Origin of the sequence: Serratia sp. BNK-17 (assembly GCF_048684935.1) — a bacterium.
Taxonomy (GTDB): Bacteria; Pseudomonadota; Gammaproteobacteria; order Enterobacterales; family Enterobacteriaceae; genus Serratia; species Serratia nematodiphila.
The window spans coordinates 4486445-4503720 of record NZ_JBLQTR010000001.1 but is presented as its reverse complement, the minus strand read 5'-3'; the positions used below and the strand labels follow the sequence as shown (position 1 = coordinate 4503720).

Annotated in this window: 18 protein-coding genes; 3 read left to right on the top strand and 15 right to left on the bottom strand. The window is 61.6% G+C overall.

The features are described from left to right. Positions 1-19 precede the first annotated feature (19 nt). From ACMGF7_RS21415 to phnR, 5 genes are all read right to left on the bottom strand, one after another. On the bottom strand, positions 20-823 hold the full coding sequence (locus ACMGF7_RS21415) for an ABC transporter permease (RefSeq protein ID WP_103686761.1): 804 nt from the start codon (positions 821-823) through the stop codon (positions 20-22). 2 nt (positions 824-825) lie between these two features. Then, on the bottom strand, positions 826-1689 hold the full coding sequence (gene phnU, locus ACMGF7_RS21410) for a 2-aminoethylphosphonate ABC transporter permease subunit (RefSeq protein WP_164095023.1): 864 nt from the start codon (positions 1687-1689) through the stop codon (positions 826-828). Between the two features lies 1 nt (position 1690). Next, entirely contained in the window at positions 1691-2821 is a 1131-nt protein-coding gene (gene phnT, locus ACMGF7_RS21405; protein ID WP_394854528.1) for a 2-aminoethylphosphonate ABC transport system ATP-binding subunit PhnT, read from the bottom strand. 2 nt (positions 2822-2823) lie between these two features. Then, entirely contained in the window at positions 2824-3834 is a 1011-nt protein-coding gene (locus tag ACMGF7_RS21400; RefSeq protein ID WP_197799883.1) for a 2-aminoethylphosphonate ABC transporter substrate-binding protein, read from the bottom strand. 177 nt (positions 3835-4011) lie between these two features. After that, a complete protein-coding gene (phnR, locus tag ACMGF7_RS21395; RefSeq protein ID WP_033633223.1) occupies positions 4012-4731 on the bottom strand; it encodes a phosphonate utilization transcriptional regulator PhnR in 720 nt (239 codons plus the stop codon). Positions 4732-4883: 152 nt separating this feature from the next. Here phnR and phnW point away from each other — a divergent pair, with 152 nt between their 5' ends. Both phnW and phnX read left to right on the top strand, forming a co-directional pair. Next, positions 4884-5987: a 2-aminoethylphosphonate--pyruvate transaminase gene (gene phnW / locus ACMGF7_RS21390; protein WP_015377681.1), complete on the top strand. Its 1104-nt coding sequence runs from the start codon at positions 4884-4886 to the stop codon at positions 5985-5987. Positions 5988-5996: 9 nt separating this feature from the next. Then, complete coding sequence (gene phnX / locus ACMGF7_RS21385) at positions 5997-6806, top strand: phosphonoacetaldehyde hydrolase (protein WP_082997710.1); 810 nt, start codon at positions 5997-5999, stop codon at positions 6804-6806. 63 nt (positions 6807-6869) lie between these two features. Here phnX and ACMGF7_RS21380 read toward each other — a convergent pair whose 3' ends face one another. The 4 genes from ACMGF7_RS21380 to ACMGF7_RS21365 form a co-directional block, all read right to left on the bottom strand. After that, complete coding sequence (locus tag ACMGF7_RS21380) at positions 6870-8261, bottom strand: L-cystine transporter (protein ID WP_004931458.1); 1392 nt, start codon at positions 8259-8261, stop codon at positions 6870-6872. A 181-nt stretch (positions 8262-8442) separates the two neighbouring features. Beyond that, positions 8443-8991 carry a metal-dependent hydrolase gene (locus tag ACMGF7_RS21375; RefSeq protein ID WP_004931456.1) on the bottom strand — a complete coding sequence of 183 codons (549 nt, stop codon included), beginning with the start codon at positions 8989-8991 and terminating at the stop codon, positions 8443-8445. Positions 8992-9400: 409 nt separating this feature from the next. Next, complete coding sequence (gene hxpB, locus ACMGF7_RS21370) at positions 9401-10066, bottom strand: hexitol phosphatase HxpB (protein WP_004931455.1); 666 nt, start codon at positions 10064-10066, stop codon at positions 9401-9403. Between the two features lie 64 nt (positions 10067-10130). Next, the gene (locus ACMGF7_RS21365) at positions 10131-11411 is read right to left on the bottom strand and encodes an HdeD family acid-resistance protein (RefSeq protein WP_164095025.1); all 1281 of its coding nucleotides are present in this window, start codon (positions 11409-11411) and stop codon (positions 10131-10133) included. Positions 11412-11596: 185 nt separating this feature from the next. Between ACMGF7_RS21365 and ACMGF7_RS21360 the strand changes: the two genes are divergently transcribed. Then, positions 11597-12157, top strand: a complete 561-nt coding sequence (locus tag ACMGF7_RS21360) for a YniB family protein (protein ID WP_004931453.1) — start codon at positions 11597-11599, stop codon at positions 12155-12157. Positions 12158-12192: 35 nt separating this feature from the next. Here the strand turns inward: ACMGF7_RS21360 and ACMGF7_RS21355 are convergent, their stop codons facing one another. From ACMGF7_RS21355 to ghoS, 6 genes are all read right to left on the bottom strand, one after another. Then, entirely contained in the window at positions 12193-13062 is an 870-nt protein-coding gene (locus ACMGF7_RS21355) for a fructosamine kinase family protein (RefSeq protein ID WP_004931452.1), read from the bottom strand. Between the two features lie 236 nt (positions 13063-13298). Next, the gene (locus ACMGF7_RS21350; protein WP_015377685.1) at positions 13299-14153 is read right to left on the bottom strand and encodes a metal ABC transporter permease; all 855 of its coding nucleotides are present in this window, start codon (positions 14151-14153) and stop codon (positions 13299-13301) included. Next, positions 14153-15013 carry an iron/manganese ABC transporter permease subunit YfeC gene (yfeC, locus tag ACMGF7_RS21345; protein ID WP_015377686.1) on the bottom strand — a complete coding sequence of 287 codons (861 nt, stop codon included), beginning with the start codon at positions 15011-15013 and terminating at the stop codon, positions 14153-14155. The genes ACMGF7_RS21350 and yfeC overlap by 1 nt, the downstream gene beginning before the upstream one ends. After that, positions 15013-15903, bottom strand: coding sequence for a manganese/iron ABC transporter ATP-binding protein (locus tag ACMGF7_RS21340; RefSeq protein WP_004931446.1), 891 nt, complete (start codon positions 15901-15903; stop codon positions 15013-15015). The genes yfeC and ACMGF7_RS21340 overlap by 1 nt, the downstream gene beginning before the upstream one ends. Beyond that, positions 15900-16844 (bottom strand): metal ABC transporter substrate-binding protein, encoded by a 945-nt coding sequence (locus ACMGF7_RS21335; protein WP_031300483.1) that lies wholly within the window; start codon positions 16842-16844, stop codon positions 15900-15902. Before ACMGF7_RS21335 ends, ACMGF7_RS21340 begins: the two co-directional genes overlap by 4 nt. Before the next feature lie 131 nt (positions 16845-16975). After that, positions 16976-17275: a type V toxin-antitoxin system endoribonuclease antitoxin GhoS gene (gene ghoS / locus ACMGF7_RS21330; protein WP_015377688.1), complete on the bottom strand. Its 300-nt coding sequence runs from the start codon at positions 17273-17275 to the stop codon at positions 16976-16978. Between the last annotated feature and the right edge of the window lies 1 nt (position 17276).

The window sequence follows — 17276 nt, the reverse complement described above, 5'->3', positions numbered from 1 at the left end:
CCATGGCAGCGCCTTGTTGTTATTTCGCGCCGGGCGTCAGCCGCTGAGAAATCCGCTCCAGCACCAGCATCAGCAACAGCGTGGCCGCCACCAGGATCATGGTCAGCGTCGCGCCGTTGGCGATGCTGCCGCGATCGGTCAGGCTGAAGATCGTGACCGGCAGCGTCGCCCAGCTCGGCGGGTAGATCATCATGGTCGCGCCCAGCTCCCCCATCGACAGCGACAGGCTGAGTGCGAAGGCGGAGATCATGTAGGGGGCGATCATCGGTAGGGTGACGTGACGCAGGCGGAACAGCGGCGAAGCGCCCAGGCTGGCGGCGACGTTCTCGTAGTCGCCAGGCAGCCGGGTCAGCCCGGCCATCACGTTGCCGAAGGTAAAGGCGGAAATCAGCACGAAGTGGGCGGCGGGCACGATCAGGAAGGTGCCGTTCATCTGCAGCGGCCCCTGGCTGAACGCCACCAGCATCCCCAAACCGATAGAGACCGAAGGCACCGCGCTGGGAATGAAAAACAGCGTGCCCAGCAGCCGCTGGCCGCGCCCCTGATGGTGGCGCAGCGCCAGCGCCGCCCAGGTGCCGCACAGCAGCGCGAACAGGCTGGCGCTGAAGCCGATAGCCAGACTGGCGACCAGCGCGTCCCAGGAGGCGCCGCTGAAGGCCTGGCGAAAGTGGCTGAGGGTGAAGCCGCTCGGCAGCACGCCGTTCCACTGTTCACTGAGGCTGGACATCAGGATCACCGCCAGCGGCAGGCAGAAGAACAGGGCGAACAGCGTGACCGTCAGCGTGCAGGTCAGGGTGCGGCCGGTGCGAGACCAAATCAACATCGTCAGTTCCTCAGCCCGGCGCGTGCCGCGGCATAGCGGTAAAGGGAGAACAGCCCGAGCGACAGCGCGATATTCACCACGGCGATGGTGCAGGCGACGGCGTAATCCGCCTCCAGAATCGCCTTGGAGTAGACCATCATCGGCAGCGTGGTGACGCCCTTGGCGCCGATAAACAGCACGATGCCGAACTCATTGGTGGTCAACAACAGACACAGGCTGCCGCCGGCCAGCAAGGCCGGCAGTGCGGCCGGTAAAATCACCTGGCGCACCACGCGCCCCGGCCGGGCGCCGAGGATGCTGGCGGCCTCAAGCTGGCTGCGGTCGATCTGCGACAGCGCCGCCATCAGCGGGCGCATCACCAGCGGCGTAAACACGGTGATTTCCGCCAGGATCACGCCCCAGATGGAGTAAAGAAAGTCGACCGGCGGCAGGGTGAAGCCGAAGGTCGCCATCAGCGTGCCGTTCAGCAGGCCGGCGGAGCCGTAGATAAAGGTGAAGGCCAGCGTGATCAGAAAGGTCGGCATGGCGATAAAGGTATCGATCACTCGGGCGATCAGCCGGCTGCCGGGGAACGGCGTGAATACCAGCAGCAGCGACAGCAGCGTGCCGAGCACCAGGCAGCCCAGCGTCGCCAGCAGCGCGATCTGCAGCGTGTTGAGCAGGGCACCGACAAAGCGGCGGGATTCGAACACCTGTTGCAGCGCGGCGGCGCTGAACAGCCCCTGGTCGTCGGTAAACGCCTGTTTGACGATCAGCGCCAACGGGTAGAAAAACAGTGTCGCCAGCACCAGCAGCGGCAACAGGATCCACAGGCGGCGCGGCAAACGCAGCCGAAAGGACGGACGAATAAGCGTAGAGTCGGTCATGTCAGTCCTCGATCAGTACCGCATCGTCGGGGGCGAAATAGAGCGGCACGCGCTCGCCGATCTGCGGCATCCGGCTGCGATGAGTGGTGACCACGCGCAGCGGATGGCCTTCCGCGTCGAACTGCAGGTGCGTCAACTCTCCCTGCCAATGAATATCATGCAGCGTGCCGATGATGCAGTTGCTGCGCTGGGCATCGGCATCGAGCGCAATGTGCTGTGGCCGGATGCACAGCAGCTTGTCGAAGCCGCGTTGTGCGCCGTAAGTGAAACAGCCGATCACTTTGCCGGCGCAGCTGACGGTGGTCATGCCTTGCTGCGCGGTAGTTTCCAGGGCGGTAGCCGGCAGCAGGTTGGCGCGGCCGAGGAACTCGGCGGCGAAGCGGTTCGTCGGATGGTGGTACAGCGCGCGGGTTTCGCCGTGGGCGATGAGATGGCCGTCGCGCATGATGCCGATCTTGTCCGCCAGCGTCAGCGCTTCGCCCTGATCGTGGGTGACGTACAGGATGGTCAGATCCGGCAGCTCGCGGTGCAGGCGGGCGATCTCTTCCACCATGCTGTGGCGGATTTGCGCGTCCAGCGCCGACAGCGGCTCATCCAGCAGCAATACTTTGGGGCGCACCGCGATGGCGCGAGCGATCGCCACCCGCTGTTGCTGGCCGCCGGAAAGCTGGTTGGGATAGCGCTTGGCGTAGGCGGACATGCCGACGATGGCCAACGCCTCTTCGACGCGCTCGGCGGTCAGGCCGCGCGGCTTGCCCTGGGCGCGCAGGCCGAACGCCACATTGTCCTCGACGCGCATATGCGGAAACAGCGCGTAGTTCTGTACCACCATGCCCAGGCCGCGCTCATAGGGCGGCACGTCGGTGACATCGACGTCACCGATGGCAATACGCCCGGCGGAGGGCTGCACGAAGCCGGCGATCGCCCGCAGCACGGTGGTTTTACCCGAGCCGGAGGGGCCGATCAGCGCCAGCACTTCGCCGGGGGCGATGGTGAGCGTCAGGGGTTTCAGCACCTCGGTGCCGCGATACGACACGCTGACGCGGTCGAGCTGAATGCCCGACGGCCCGGCGATGTCGAGGCTGCTATCCCGCGCCTCGGCGCGGGAAGTGAGGGTAGAAGGCATGGTCAGCGTCATTCTGTCACCTTGTGCCAGCGGGAGATATAGGCGGACAGGCTGCTCACCACCTGGTTCCAGTCCGGCGCCCAGATCTCTACACCCTGCAGCGCGGCCTGCGACTGCCTGAAGTTATCGTCGGTCGGGGTGACATCCTTACGCACCGGCATGCCGTAGGAAATGGCGCTGACGCTGCTCTGGGCTTCTTTGCTCAGCAGGAAATCGATCAGCTTTTTGCCGTTGGCGCTTTGCGGCGCGCCTTGCACCAGGCCGATGTAGTAAGGCAGCACCAGCGTGCTGCGTTTGCCGTCCGGCCCGGCCGGCCAGAACACCTTCACGTTCGGGTTGCTGCGCATCTGCGCCAGGTTCATCTGCAGATCGCCGTTGGCTACCAGCAGCTCCCCCTTATTGACCAGCGCGGTCAGCTTGCCGGTGGAGGCCGAAGGGCCGACGTTGTTGCTTTGCAGCTTGCCGAGGTAGTCGAAACCGGCATCTTTGCTGCCGAAGCTGTGAAACGCCTGCAGCATCACTGCGGTGCCGTCACCCGCCTGGCCCGGCGTGGAGTACTGCAGCTTATTGCGGAACTGCGCGTCCAGCAGCTGTTGATAGCTGGCAGGCGCCTGCGGCAGCAGTTTGGCGTTATAGATGAAGCTCAGGTAGTTGTTCACCAGTGGCACGAACTGCGGCTGGGCGTCGGCGATCTGCGCCGCATCCTGCGGGGTGAAATCCTGCAGCAGTTTTTCCGCGGCGGCGCGCTGGATGAACGGCGGCAGCGTCACCAGCACGTCGGCCTGCGCGTTGCTGCGCTCCTTCGACAGGCGCTCCACGATGGCGCCGGAGCCGCCTTCGACGTACTGCACCTTGACGCCGGTCGCCTGGGTGAAGGCGTCGAACTGGGTTTGATACCAGCTGTGATCGCCGTCGTGCAGACCATCGGCGGAGTAGACGGTCACCACCGCATCGGCGGCCCAGGCCGGCGCGGCGCCGAGTGCGATGGCGGTCATCACGACCAGACGAGAAAATTTCATAGCTTCAGCCTCACTGTTGCGGGTTAATGCGAAACTGGTATACACCAGATATGCGGCCAAGCTAATCGGCAAATATGACAAACAAATGAAAGCGGCAAAATATATTTGCCTTAAAAGGGGGATCGAGCGTGGGTGAGGAAGGCGGGGCGGCGGGCGCCGGCCCCGTGATAATCGAGGTTAGAGCGTATCGACTTCGATGCGCAGGCTGTCGTGGCGCCAGTATTCAATATCGAAATCGAGGATGCGGCCGTGCTGATCGTAATTCAGTCGACGCAGCAGCAACGCGGGCAAGCCGACCATGGCGCCGAGCGCGTTGGCGGCGCGGTAAGGCAGGGCGGTCGGGTAGAACGACAGGTGCATGTTGCTGTAAATCAAATCGTAATGCTGTTGATAAACCTCGGTCAGGCTGCCGTTGAGATCGTGCCTGAGCAGTTCCGGCACCCGCTGCGGCAGGCAGTGGTTCTCGCAATAGCAGATGGCGCGGCCGTCGGCATAGCGCACGCGGCGCAGCAGATACACCTGATCGAACGGTTCGAGCGCCAGCGGCTGCATGACGTCGAGCGGCACCGTGGTTTTTTCGCCGGACAGCAGCGCGGTGCGCGGCGTGCGCCCTTGCTCCTGACAAAGGCGGTGGAAATTGGTGTTTTGCGTCGGATCCAGCCACAGCCGCTCCGGCGTGACGAACCAGCCGCGACGATCGGCGCGGTAGATGGCGCCGGTGGCTTCCAACTGCGCCAGGCTCTCGCGGATGGTGACGCGGGTGGTGGAGAAGATGGCGCACAGCTCGCGCTCCGAAGGCAGCTTGTCGCCGGCCTGCAGCGCGCCGCGGGTGATGCGCGCCTGAAGCTGATCCTTGATCTGCAGATAGTGGGGCATATCGCCCTGATGTTCTTTCATTTCATCTCGCTATGGCATCGGCCTGGCATTCCGGCCCGCTTATTATACATAGCCAGATGAATTTTTTGTTTCACCGCGCTTTGCCGTTTGACCTGGGAAGGAATTTGCCGCCACAATCAGCGCAATCTGGTATAGACCAATAGGTGAATAACATGTCCGACCGTAACTACCTGCTGTTGACCCCCGGCCCGTTGACCACGTCGAAAACGGTGAAAGAGGCGATGCTGTATGACAGCTGCACCTGGGATGAAGATTACAACCTCGGCGTGGTGCAGCGCATTCGTCAACGGTTGGTGGCGCTGGCGACACCGTCTGCCGGTTATACCTCGGTGCTGCTGCAAGGCAGCGGCAGCTTTGCGGTCGAGGGCGTGCTGGGCACGGTCATCGGCCCGCACGACAAGCTGCTGATCGTCAACAACGGCGCCTACGGGGCGCGGATGATCGAAATGGCGCGGCTGATGGATATCGACCACCACGCCTTTGACTGCGGCGAGGTGAACGAACCGGACGTGGCGGCGATGGAGGCGGTGCTGAAAAGCGATGCGCGCATCAGCCATATCGCCATGGTGCACTGTGAAACCACCACCGGCATGCTCAATCCGCTGCAGAAGGTCGCCGGTCTGGCGGCGCGCAATGGCAAGACCTTTATCGTCGACGCCATGAGCAGCTTTGGCGGCATCCCGTTGGATGTGGACGCGCTGGGCATCGATTTTCTGATCAGCTCCGCCAACAAATGCATTCAGGGCGTGCCGGGCTTCGCTTTCGTCATCGCCCGCCGCAGCGAACTGGAGAAATGCGCCGGGCGTTCGCGCTCGCTGTCGCTGGATCTGTATGCTCAGTGGCGCTGTATGGAGGATCAGGCCGGCAAATGGCGCTTTACGTCGCCGACCCACACCGTGCTGGCCTTCGCGCAGGCGCTGAAAGAGCTGGAACAAGAGGGCGGCATTGCCGCGCGCCACCACCGCTATCAGGCCAATCAGCGGCGGCTGGTGGCGGGTATGCGCGAGCTGGGTTTTGAGACCCTGCTGGACGATGCGCTGCACTCGCCGATCATCACCGCGTTCTATTCGCCAAAGGCTGATACATACCGCTTCGCCGAGTTTTATCAGCGTCTCAAGCAACAAGGCTTCGTGATTTATCCCGGTAAAGTGTCGCAGAGCGACTGCTTCCGTATCGGCAACATCGGTGAAATCTATCCGCAAGATATCGAACGTTTGCTGGCGGCCGTCGGGCAGGCGATGTACTGGAATCAATAAGGATTGACCATGAAACAGATCAACGCAGTGATCCTCGACTGGGCGGGCACCACGGTGGACTTCGGCTCCTTTGCGCCAACGCAGATTTTCGTCGAGGCCTTCAAGCAAACCTTCGATATCGACATCAGCCTGGCGGAGGCGCGCATTCCGATGGGGCTGGGCAAATGGCAGCACATCGAGGCGCTGGGCAAGCTGCCGGCGGTCGACGCGCGCTGGCGGCAGAAGCTGGGACGCTCGATGAGCCATCAGGACATTGACGCGCTGTATCAGGCGTTTATGCCGCTGCAAATCGCTAAAGTGATCGACTTCGCCGATCCCATCGAGGGCGTGCCGCAGGTGATTGCCGCTTTGCGCGAGCAGGGCATTAAAATCGGTTCCTGCTCCGGCTATCCGCGCGCGGTGATGGAAGTGCTGGTGCCCGCCGCCGCGCAGCGCGGCTACGCGCCGGATTACTGGGTCGCCACCGACGATCTTGCAGCCGGCGGGCGACCGGGGCCGTGGATGGCGTTGCAGAACGCGATCGCGCTGGGCATCGATGCGGTGGCGCATTGCGTGAAGGTGGATGACGCGGTGCCGGGCATTGCCGAAGGGCTGAACGCCGGGATGTGGAGCGTCGGGCTGGCGCTGTCCGGCAACGAGTTTGGCGCCACCTGGCAGGAGTATCGCCGGATGACGGCAGGCGAGATAGAGCGCCGCCGCGCGGCGGCCGCCGATAAGCTGTACGCGGCGGGCGCGCACTATGTGATAGACACGCTGGCGCAATTGCCGGCAGCGATCGCCGACATCAACCGCCGGTTGGCCAACGGCGAGCGGCCGTAACGACCGAACGCGGGGCATAAAAAAACCGGGGATTATCCCCGGTTTTTTCGTTCTGAGACGGCGTTAGCGATGCGCCAATTCGACTTCGTCTTCGCTGTCCATCACGGCTTTGTCGGTTTGCTTCATCAGCTGGCTGGTGATGGTGCCCGCCGCCATGGAACCGTTGACGTTCAGCGCGGTACGGCCCATGTCGATCAGCGGTTCGACCGAGATCAGCAGCGCGACCAGCGTCACCGGCAGGCCCATCGCCGGCAGCACGATCAGCGCAGCGAAGGTGGCGCCACCGCCCACGCCCGCCACGCCGGCGGAGCTGATGGTGACGATGCCGACCAGGGTGGCGATCCACACCGGATCCAGCGGGTTGATGCCGACGGTCGGCGCCACCATCACCGCCAGCATCGCCGGGTAGAGGCCCGCACAGCCGTTCTGGCCGATGGTGGCGCCGAACGATGCCGAGAAGCTGGCGATGGATTCCGGCACGCCCAGGCGACGGGTCTGCGCTTCCACGTTCAGCGGAATGCTGGCGGCGCTGGAGCGGCTGGTGAACGCGAAGGTGATCACCGGCCACACCTTGCGGAAGAACTTCATCGGGTTAACGCCGGTGAAGGCCAGCAGGACAGCGTGAACCACAAACATGATGGCCAGGCCGATGTACGAGGCCACCACGAAGCTGCCGAGCTTGACGATATCGTGAATGTTGGAACCGGCGACCACTTTGGTCATCAGCGCCAGCACGCCGTAAGGCGTCAGCTTCATGACCAGACGCACCAGCTTCATCACCCAGGCCTGCAGGGTGTCGATAGCCACCAGCACGCGCTCGCCTTTCGGCTTGTCGTCTTTCAGCAGCTGCAGCGCCGCCACGCCGAGGAAGGTGGCGAAAATCACCACGCTGATGATCGAGGTCGGGCTGGCGCCGGTCAGATCGGCGAACGGGTTTTTCGGGATGAACGACAGCACCATCTGCGGCACCGTCAGATCGGCCAGTTTACCCACGTAGTTGGTCTGGATCGCCGTCAGGCGCGCGCTTTCCTGCGCGCCCTGCACCAGGCCTTCGGCGGTCAGGCCGAACAGGTTGGTGACCAGCACGCCCACCAGCGCCGAGATCAGCGTAGTGAACAGCAGCGTGCCGATAGTGAGGACGCTGATTTTGCCCAGCGAAGAGGCGTTATGCAGCTTGGCCACCGCGCTCAGGATCGAGGCGAACACCAGCGGCATGACGATCATTTGCAGCAGTTGCACATAGCCGTTGCCGACGATGTTGAACCAGCTGATGGATTCTTTCAGTACCGGGTTATCGGAGCCGTACACCAGCTGCAGGCCCAGACCGAACACCACGCCGACCACCAGGCCGACCAGCACTTTTTTCGCCAGGCTCCATTGCTTGTGGCGGGTTTGCGCCAGCAGCAAAAGGAGCGCGACAAACACCAGCACGTTAATCACGAGCGGAAGATTCATCCCCAATGTCTCCAATAATCTTTCTTATAAAAACGACTACGCATCACGTATGTCGCGATGTAAATATCGTAACAGTTTGCTGAGTGGCCTACTTATATCCAAATGGAATTTGATATAGCTTTTTGTGTGTTTTTGTTCGTTTTATATACTTCAAGGTGATGAGTTAGGCGGTTTTTTGTGATCAGAGTCTGATATTTCTGATTTGCTCGACATAGGATTGCACCGGCAGGGTGAAATCACCTTGCCAGCAGATGGCAAACGCCACCAGGCACAGACACAGCACCCGCTCCAGCTGGTTGCCTTTTTGCGAGTTGAGCAGCGGCAGGCGAAAACGCCAGCGGCATGGCCACAACAGCGGCACGCCGGCGGGGGTGAGCATGTCGGCCAACAGATGGCTGAAGTAGCCGATGATCATGGCGTGCAGCGCATCGGCCGGGATCGGCCAGCTGCGCGGTACGTCCAGTTGGAACAGCGCCATGCCGCCGGCGATCGCCAGCAGGCTGTGGGTGAAACCACGGTGGCCGAAGGCGCGGGCGATGGGCAGGGCAATCCAGCGCAGGCGCTGGCCCAGCACCGACTTGGGGTGATCGATGTCCGGCAGCAGCGAGGTCAGCAGCGCGGCGGGTATGATGTGCCACCAGTCGCCGGTAGCCAGCTCTGGCGTCACTTCCGCCTTCTTGGCGAAGATCGCGCAAGCGACAGAGAATATAAGGTGTCCTTCCGCGGTCATGCTGTTGCGATTCCGGCTGGTAAACTGTTAATTTATCCAGTATATGGGAAAATTCCCAGTAGTGGAAGCAGTTACCCTGTAACCAATTGTTTATTTTCCCCTGTTTTACAACGGCTTGTTACGGCAGTGGGTAACAAATCATCGATTTTGACGGGCGAGAACAAAAAGCGGGCAATGGGGGGAGTGAAACGGAAAGCAACGAGCGCGGTTTTACTGCGTGCGGCGGGAGGAAGCGGCGGCCTTGAAGCGCGCTGCGTGGCAGTGACAACGCGCTGCGGGCCGTCGCTTTCCCTGCCATGCAGCATAATGAGAACGTCACGCCAATTCAATAAAATGAAACGGTGTTTCGTTTATTTTGCGGTGCGGATCCCTTTTATGCCGCAGGGCGCCGGTGCCCGGCGCCGCAGAATCAGGCAAAGTGGGCAGGGGTGAGCTGTTCGAGGGTCTCCAACTGGTGATCCGCCAGCGCCCAGCGCGGGTCGTGGCGGTATTCGGCGGCCGGGATCACGATGGAACGCATGCGCGCGGCCTTGGTGGCGATCATGCCATTAAAGGAGTCTTCCAGCGTGATGCAGCGCAACGGATCGCTGCCCAGGCGTTCGGCGGCGATCAGGTAGACCTCCGGATGCGGTTTGCTGTACGGCAGGTATTCGGCGGAAACCAATTGATCGAAGTAGCCTTCAAGATCGAACATCTTCAGCACCTGCCGTTGCATGTGCAGCGGCGAGGCGGAGGCGAGACCGATGTTCAGCCCCTGGCTGCGGCACAGCTCCAGCGCCTGCCGGACGCCAGGCAGCAGCGGGCGCGTCTCGTGCACCAGCTCGATGGCGCGCTCGATAATCCGCGCCGACACCTCTTCAAGCGTAACCCCTTGCCACGGCATCGCCTGGTACCACATTTTCACCACCAGATCGATGCGCAGCCCCAGCGTGTCCGGCAGCTTGTGACGGTCGGACAGATCCAAGCCCAGCGCGCCGAAGATATCCAGCTCGGCCTGCAGCCACAGCGGTTCCGAGTCGATCAACAAGCCGTCCATATCAAAAATTGCGGTTTCAATGCGTTGCGAATAAGCCATTAGCGGTTAACTCCTGCCGGCGCGGGTGAATGTGCCCGACACTTTATCATCGCCGGTGACGAGACTAAAACCTTTGCCTGCGCGTGTGGCTTTTGCCAAAACGCAGGATATTCCACACCTCGCGCAATTTTAGCCACCATCGCTGGTGTTGACGCTCGGAAACCTGTTGCAACATGCGCGCATAGTCCAGCACCAACCCCGGCGTCCAGGTCATGCTTTCACCGCGGCTGCGCAGTACCGCCAGCATCCACAGGTTGGGATCCAGCACCAGCAGCAGAAAACGGCGCCACAGATGTTTATCGCCCAGCACGCCTTCCAACGCGCTGTCGAGCGCGCCGATGACAGTGGTGGAGCAGTTGCGCCGGGTCAGATTGTAGGTGGCGTCCTGCCGATAACGCAGCCAGAATGCGCGCAGCGCCGCCGGGTTATAGCGGTAGAATTGAATTTTCTTGTCCGGTGGGCACCAGGCGGCGATCTCGCCCGCCAGGTCGGGCAGGAAACGTCCGTCGACGTTGTTCTGTTCGCCGGCGTGCAGCAACTGACGGAAATCCTGAACGGAATGGCTGATGTCGTTGAGTGGGTAGTGGCTGATATACACATCCGGCGCGAGCGCCAGGGCGGCGTGACCGGTGGAGATATTGCCGCCGCCGTCGACCGCCGCGATGTATCGGTCGACGATGTAACGCCGGCGCGGATCTTTAGCCGCGCCAATCGGTGTCCAGACATACACCGTGAGCGGCGCAGTCTCATCCGCCGGGGAGGATGGCTGCCGCGCGGGGTGCTGATTCAGAGAGAAGTTTGTCAGTCTGCGGGCGATACGCAATAAAGCCCAGCCGGAAAGCACCATCATCACGCCGAGGCAAAAGGGCACCGTCATCCGGTGCGGCGCCGGCCAGCCGACAAAGATCATCAACGAAAGCAGGATCTCGCCGCCGCCCGCCAGCGCCACGCCTTTCCATCGACTGTGCTGAATCACCGTGGAGGAGGCGATGCGCACGGCGCCGTCAAGCAGCAGCGCGCTGCCAAACACCACGGTGGCGACGATGTTATCGTCTGCGGGCACGTCCAACGTTAAAAAGGCCATAAAGACAAAACCCAATCCTTTCAGCAGCACCGGCCTGCTGGCCGAAGAGCCGATCACCAGCGCGGCGGATATCGCCACCAGCCCCTCCAGCGCCAGGATGACCGCCAGCGCATCCAGCGCCAGCACGGACCGGCCATCCTGCAGTATGTCGAACAGCATCAGCGCCCCTGCGGCTATCCACAGCCAACCGAACAGCACCAGCAGGCGGCGCTGGCCGTGCAGCGCCTGCGCGCCCAGCAATAAGATAATCAGTCGAATCATGGCGGCCTCTGGCTAAACGGATAACGTTATCTCTTCAATGATAGTGCCCGGATGTCGTTAAGCAGTTGATTTCGGCGAATTCGGCTAAGCTTGTAGCACAGCGGGAATGAAGAAAACGGTGGGCGAGTTTCGCCAACTGCAGGTAGACTTAGCCGATTCGGTTACGTCGCTAACAAGGGGAACACATGACGTATCAACAGGCCGGGCGTATCGCCATTTTGAAACGCATTCTCGGATGGGTGGTTTTTATCCCGGCGTTGCTGTCGACGCTGATTTCCGTGCTGGGCTTTATCTATCAGCACAGTGAAAAAACCAAGGGCATCAACGCAGTGATGCTGGATTTTGTCCACGTGATGGTGGACATGGTGCGTTTCAATACGCCGTTCCTGAACCTTTTCTGGTACAACTCGCCGGTGCCGGACGTGGATAAAAGCCTGTTCAGCGGCGCCAATTTGATGTTCATCATCATCTATATATTGATCTTCGTCGGGCTGGCATTGCAGGCTTCCGGCGCGCGCATGTCGCGTCAGGTCAAGTTCATTCGCGAAGGACTGGAAGATCAGATGATCCTGGAGCAGGCCAAGGGCAGCGAAGGGCACACGCGTCAGCAACTGGAGGAACGCATCACGCTGCCGCACCACACCATTTTCCTGCAGTACTTTCCGCTGTACATCCTGCCGATCGTGATTGCAGTGATCGCCTGGTTCGTGATCCGCCTGTTGGGGCAGTTGGCCGGCGCGGCCTGAACCATGAACGGGGCGCCGAGCGGCGCCCCGGAACGTTATGACGCTTCCGGCTGCAACAGCGCCTCCACCGCACGTTGCGCAGCCACCAAATGCTGGCCGCCGAACAGGTTGCTGCGGTTGAGCAGGTAGTACAGCTGATACAGCGGCTGGCGCTCGATAAATCCGGCCCCCAGCGGCCACACGCTCTGATAGCCGTCGTAGATCTGCGGCGGCAGCTCCGGATACAGCGGCAGCATCGCCAAATCGCACTCTCGGTCGCCCCAGTAGCTGGCCGGATCGAACAGTATCGGCCCGTGGGCGGTCATCGCGCAGTTGCCCGGCCACAGGTTGCCGTGCAGCAGGGAAGGCTGCGGTTGGTGGTGCTGCAAGCGCAGATACACCCGATCGACGATGTCGTCGATGTCGCCGAAGGTCATGCCTTTTTCCGCCGCCAGCTGCAGCTGCCAGCCGATGCGCTGCTCGGCGAAGAATTCCGACCAGCGGCGTTGCCAGGCGTTGGGTTGCGGGGTGGTGGTCAGATCGCTGTCGAAGTCGAGACCGAACTGCGGTTGCTCGCTCCACTGGTGCAAATGCGCCAGTTGTTGCCCCAGGCAGTAGGCGCCGTGAGCATCGAGGGGTTTCAGCTGCTGATACTCCAGCAGCAGGAAGCTGTAATCGCGATCGCTGCCGACGCCGTACACTTCCGGCACCCGCACGCTTTTGCTGCGCGCCAGCAACGCCAGCTGATCGGCCTCGGCGGTGAATATCGGCAGTTGTTCACGGGCGTCGCATTTCACGAACACCTCGTTGTCACCGTAACTCACGCGCCACGCCGGGTGAATGTCGCCCCCGGGCAGTTCAATCCTTTCGCGTATCTCTGCGCTGCCAAGATGTTCACTTAACAGACGGCTAACGGCTTGCCACATGGTATGTCCCCCTCTGTGCTGCCTGATAATTCATTAGGTTAGCGTCTTTCCCGTGGTGAAAACACGACGCGGCGCACAGCCGGCGTCAAAGGCGGCGATTTTTTCAGCGCCTCGCCAGCTCAAAGTATATACCCTATTGATTAATTTAAGCGCAATACCGATTGCAACTTGATGACAACGGATAAGCGAGGGGAGGATAAGATGCGGCGGAGAGCACCGCCGCATCAGAGAGGCGTTTAACTGCCAATGGGGGCGTTTTGGTTACCCTGTAACGGACGCAGCTTGCTGTACAACAAGGCGATCACGAACAGCGCGGCCTGTACGATGACGATGCAGGGGCCGGTGGCGCCGTCGATGTGGAAGCTGATCAGGGTGCCGAGCACGCAGGAGAACACCGACACCACCGTCGCCACCATCAGCATGCGGTCGAAGCGGCGGCACAGCATAAAGGCGATGATGCCGGGGGCGATCAGCATGGCGATCACCAGGATCACCCCCACGGCCTGCAGCGAGGCGACGATGGTCATCGCCAGCAGGCACAGCAATCCGTAGTGCAGCAGCTTGACCGGCAGGCCAATCACCCGCGCATGGTGCGGATCGAAGCAGTACAGCATGAAGTCTTTGCGCTTGAGCAGCACCACCGCCAGGGTGATGCCGGCGATCAGCAAGGTTTGCTTCAGTTCGCCGTCGGTAATGCCCAGCATGTTGCCGAACAGAATGTGGCTCAGGTGCTGGTCGGTATCGATGCGCGAGAACAGCACCAGGCCGAAGGCGAACATGCCGGAAAAGACGATGCCCATCACCGTGTCCTCTTTCACCCGGCTGTTCTCTTTCAGATAGCCGGTGGCTACCGCGCAGAAGATGCCGGAGAGGAAGGCGCCGATCGCCAGCGGGATGCCGACCACGAACGCCACTACGATGCCGGGCAAGACGGCGTGCGAGATGGCGTCACCCATCAGCGACCAGCCCTTGAGCACCAGATAGCAGGAGAGCACGGCGCACACCACGCCGGTAACGATGGCGGCGACGATCGCCCGCTGCATGAACGGGTAGGCGAAGGGTTCGCTGAGCAGTTGATACAGGGTGTCCATCAGCGGCCTCCTGTTTGCGAATGTGCCACGCGGCGCCGGGATGCCAGCAGGCCGTGTTTCGGCGCGAAGAAGAACGCCGCCAGGAATACCAGCGTTTGCAGGGTGACGATCACCCCGCCGGTGGCGCCGTCGAGGAAGAAACTCAGGTAGGCGCCGATGCCGCTGGTCAATGCGCCGATGATGATGGCGATAATCACCAGCCGGCTGAAGCGGTCGGTCAGCAGGTAGGCGGTAGCGCCCGGGGTGATCACCATGGCGATCACCAGAATGGCGCCGACGGTTTGCAGCGCGGCGACGGTGCAGGCGCTGAGCAGGGTGAAGAACAGGATCTTCAGCTTCAGCGGCGACAGGCCGATCGACACCGCGTGGCTTTCGTCGAAGAACACCGCCAGCAGATCTTTCCACACCAGGCACAGGATCAGCAGCGAAACGCCGATGATGATTTCCACCTGCAGCACGTCTTCGTCGGCGATGCCGAGGATATTGCCGAAGATGATCGACTGTACGTTGACCGAGGTGGGGTTGAGCGACACGATCAGCAGGCCGACGGCGAAGAAGGTGGAGAAGATAAAGCCGATGATGGCGTCTTCGCGCAGCCGGGTGATGTGGCGCACCAGCGTCATCGCCAGCGCCGCCAGCATGCCGGTGAAGAAGGCGCCGGCGGCGTAGGGCAGGCCGAGGGCGTAGGCGCCGGCCACGCCGGGCACCACCGAGTGCGACAGCGCATCGCCCATCAGCGACCACCCTTTCAGCATCAGGTAGGCGGACAGGAACGCGCAGGCGGCGCCGACGATGGCGCTGACCCAGATGGCCTTCACCATGTAGTTGTAACTGAAAGGTTGCAGCAGAAGGTCCAGCATCAGGATTGTTTCTCCCTGGCCTGGCTGTTGGCCGGCGGATCGCTTTTGGTGTGGCCGTAGAACACCGCCGGGCGTTCATCGTCGGTCAACACCGTGACGGTGCGCGGATCGTTGTCGTCGTGCAGATCCGGGCCGGAAAGGTTGATATGGCGCAGCACGCCGCCGAACGCCTGCTCCAGGTTGCTCTGGGTGAAGGTGGTCTCGGTCGGGCCGGCGGCCAGCACCGTGCGGTTGATGAGGATCACCCGATCGCAAAATTCCGGCACGCTGCCGAGGTTGTGGGTGGAGACCAAAATGAGATGGCCCTCGTCGCGCAGCGCGCGCAGCAGCTCGATAATCGCATTCTCGGTTTTCACATCCACGCCGGTGAAAGGCTCATCCAGCAGCAGCACCGTGCCCTGTTGCGCCAGCGCGCGCGCCAGAAATACGCGCTTCTTCTGGCCGCCGGACAGCTCGCCGATCTGCCGGCCGCGCAGCTCGCTCAGGCCGACGCGCTCCAGCGCCTTGTCGACCCGCAACCTGTCCTCACGTGACGGAATGCGCAGGAAGTTCATCTTGCCGTAGCGGCCCATCATCACCACGTCTTCCACCAGCACCGGGAAGTTCCAGTCGACGTCTTCGGTCTGCGGCACGTAGGCGATCAGGTTCTTTTTCAGCGCGTCCGCCACCGGCTTGTCGCTCAGCGACACCTGGCCGGCGGTGGGCCTGACCAGGCCCATGATGCTTTTGAACAGCGTCGATTTGCCGCTGCCGTTGACGCCGACCAATGCGCAGATCGAACCGCCGCTCAGGGTGAAGCTGGCGTTGTGAATGGCGGTGTGCCCGTTGTTGTAGGTTACGGTGACGTCGTCCACGTTCAATTCAGGGCGGACAAACGGTTCATGGGTCATTGATCGAATCCTTTGGCGATGGTTTGCACGGTGGTGTTAAGCAGGTCGATGTAGGTCGGCACCGGGCCATCGCGGGTGGACAGCGAGTCCACGTACAGCACGCCGCCGTATTTGGCGCCGGTTTCTTTCGCCACCTGCCTGGCCGGCTTGTCGGAAATGGTGCTCTCGCTGAACACCACCGGAATATGGTGGGCGCGCACGGCGTCGATCACCCGGCGCACCTGCTGCGGCGAGCCTTGCTCATCGGCGTTGATCGGCCACAGATAAACCTCTTTCAACTGATAGTCCTGCGCCAGGTAGCTGAAGGCACCTTCACTGGTCACCAGCCAGCGCTGTGCGGCCGGAATGCGCGCCAGGCGTTCGCGCAGCGGGGCGTCCAGCGCGCCGATTTTCTCTGCGTAGGCCTTGGCGTTGCGGTTATAGGTTTCCGCATTGGCCGGATCGTGCTCCACCAGCGCCTTGCGGATATTCTCGATATACACCAGCGCGTTGCTTGGCGACATCCAGGCATGCGGGTTCGGGTTGCCGTTATAGGGCCCTTCGCGGATCGGCAGCGGGGTAATGCCTTCGGTGACTACCGCCGCCGGCACCTGTTTGATGTTTTCGAAGAAACGCTGGAACCAGCGCTCCAGGTTCATGCCGTTCCACAGGATCAGGTCGGCGTGCTGTGCCTTGACGATGTCGCGCGGAGTCGGTTGATAGTCGTGGATCTCGGCGCCCGGCTTGGTGATGGATTCCACCACGGCGGCGTCACCGGCCACGTTCTGGGCGATATCCTGAATGATGGTGAAGGTGGTCACCACGCGCAGCTTTTTTTCCGCCAGCGCGTTTTGGCTGACCAAGGCGGCGCCGAGCAGCAGGCAGGCGAGCATGAAAGGGCGTAACAATGCGGCAGAGCGGGAAGGGCGACTGCGACGAAAAGCGCAACTTATCAATGGCATGATGACGTCTCCTGGTTCAAATGAAAATGATTATCAATATCAATTGAAGCGAAGTCAAGCGCCACTTGCCCACCGCCGGCGGGGTATTTCTCCAACTGAAAAAATAATACCGTCCGGGGAGTTATAGCATTTTATGTATCAGTATGTAACCGCTGAAGGTAGTCCTCACAGCTGCATATCGCCACCTCCGGCTGTTTTCCCAATGCCAACTGCCCGAACCCCTGCGCCAGGCGCAGCACATCCTCTTGATCCAGCACGGTTATGAACGCAAAACTGTTGCTGCCGAGTTCGTGGTGAACGCCATTTTCGTCTGTCACCGACGTGACAAAACCCTCGCGCGTCAATTGCCCGGTCAGCTTCGCCAGGTCGGTTAATCCCTCTTCCTGATAGCGAAAAGTCACCACAAAGCAGCTTGTTGCAGATTGACTCATA

Excerpts from the sequence above, each read along its gene's own strand:
- ACMGF7_RS21400 (WP_197799883.1), bottom strand. The coding sequence starts at position 3,834 with ATGAAATTTTCTCGTCTGGTCGTGATGACCGCCATCGCACTCGGCGCC.
- hxpB (WP_004931455.1), bottom strand. The coding sequence starts at position 10,066 with ATGGCTTATTCGCAACGCATTGAAACCGCAATTTTTGATATGGACGGC.
- yfeC (WP_015377686.1), bottom strand. The coding sequence starts at position 15,013 with ATGCTGGACCTTCTGCTGCAACCTTTCAGTTACAACTACATGGTGAAG.
- ACMGF7_RS21350 (WP_015377685.1), bottom strand. The coding sequence starts at position 14,153 with ATGGACACCCTGTATCAACTGCTCAGCGAACCCTTCGCCTACCCGTTC.
- ACMGF7_RS21340 (WP_004931446.1), bottom strand. The coding sequence starts at position 15,903 with ATGACCCATGAACCGTTTGTCCGCCCTGAATTGAACGTGGACGACGTC.
- ACMGF7_RS21415 (WP_103686761.1), bottom strand. The coding sequence starts at position 823 with ATGTTGATTTGGTCTCGCACCGGCCGCACCCTGACCTGCACGCTGACG.
- phnX (WP_082997710.1), top strand. The coding sequence starts at position 5,997 with ATGAAACAGATCAACGCAGTGATCCTCGACTGGGCGGGCACCACGGTG.
- ghoS (WP_015377688.1), bottom strand. The coding sequence starts at position 17,275 with ATGAGTCAATCTGCAACAAGCTGCTTTGTGGTGACTTTTCGCTATCAG.
- ACMGF7_RS21375 (WP_004931456.1), bottom strand. The coding sequence starts at position 8,991 with ATGACCGCGGAAGGACACCTTATATTCTCTGTCGCTTGCGCGATCTTC.
- phnR (WP_033633223.1), bottom strand. The coding sequence starts at position 4,731 with ATGAAAGAACATCAGGGCGATATGCCCCACTATCTGCAGATCAAGGAT.
- ACMGF7_RS21365 (WP_164095025.1), bottom strand. The coding sequence starts at position 11,411 with ATGATTCGACTGATTATCTTATTGCTGGGCGCGCAGGCGCTGCACGGC.
- ACMGF7_RS21335 (WP_031300483.1), bottom strand. The coding sequence starts at position 16,844 with ATGCCATTGATAAGTTGCGCTTTTCGTCGCAGTCGCCCTTCCCGCTCT.
- phnU (WP_164095023.1), bottom strand. The coding sequence starts at position 1,689 with ATGACCGACTCTACGCTTATTCGTCCGTCCTTTCGGCTGCGTTTGCCG.
- ACMGF7_RS21380 (WP_004931458.1), bottom strand. The coding sequence starts at position 8,261 with ATGAATCTTCCGCTCGTGATTAACGTGCTGGTGTTTGTCGCGCTCCTT.
- phnW (WP_015377681.1), top strand. The coding sequence starts at position 4,884 with ATGTCCGACCGTAACTACCTGCTGTTGACCCCCGGCCCGTTGACCACG.
- ACMGF7_RS21360 (WP_004931453.1), top strand. The coding sequence starts at position 11,597 with ATGACGTATCAACAGGCCGGGCGTATCGCCATTTTGAAACGCATTCTC.
- ACMGF7_RS21355 (WP_004931452.1), bottom strand. The coding sequence starts at position 13,062 with ATGTGGCAAGCCGTTAGCCGTCTGTTAAGTGAACATCTTGGCAGCGCA.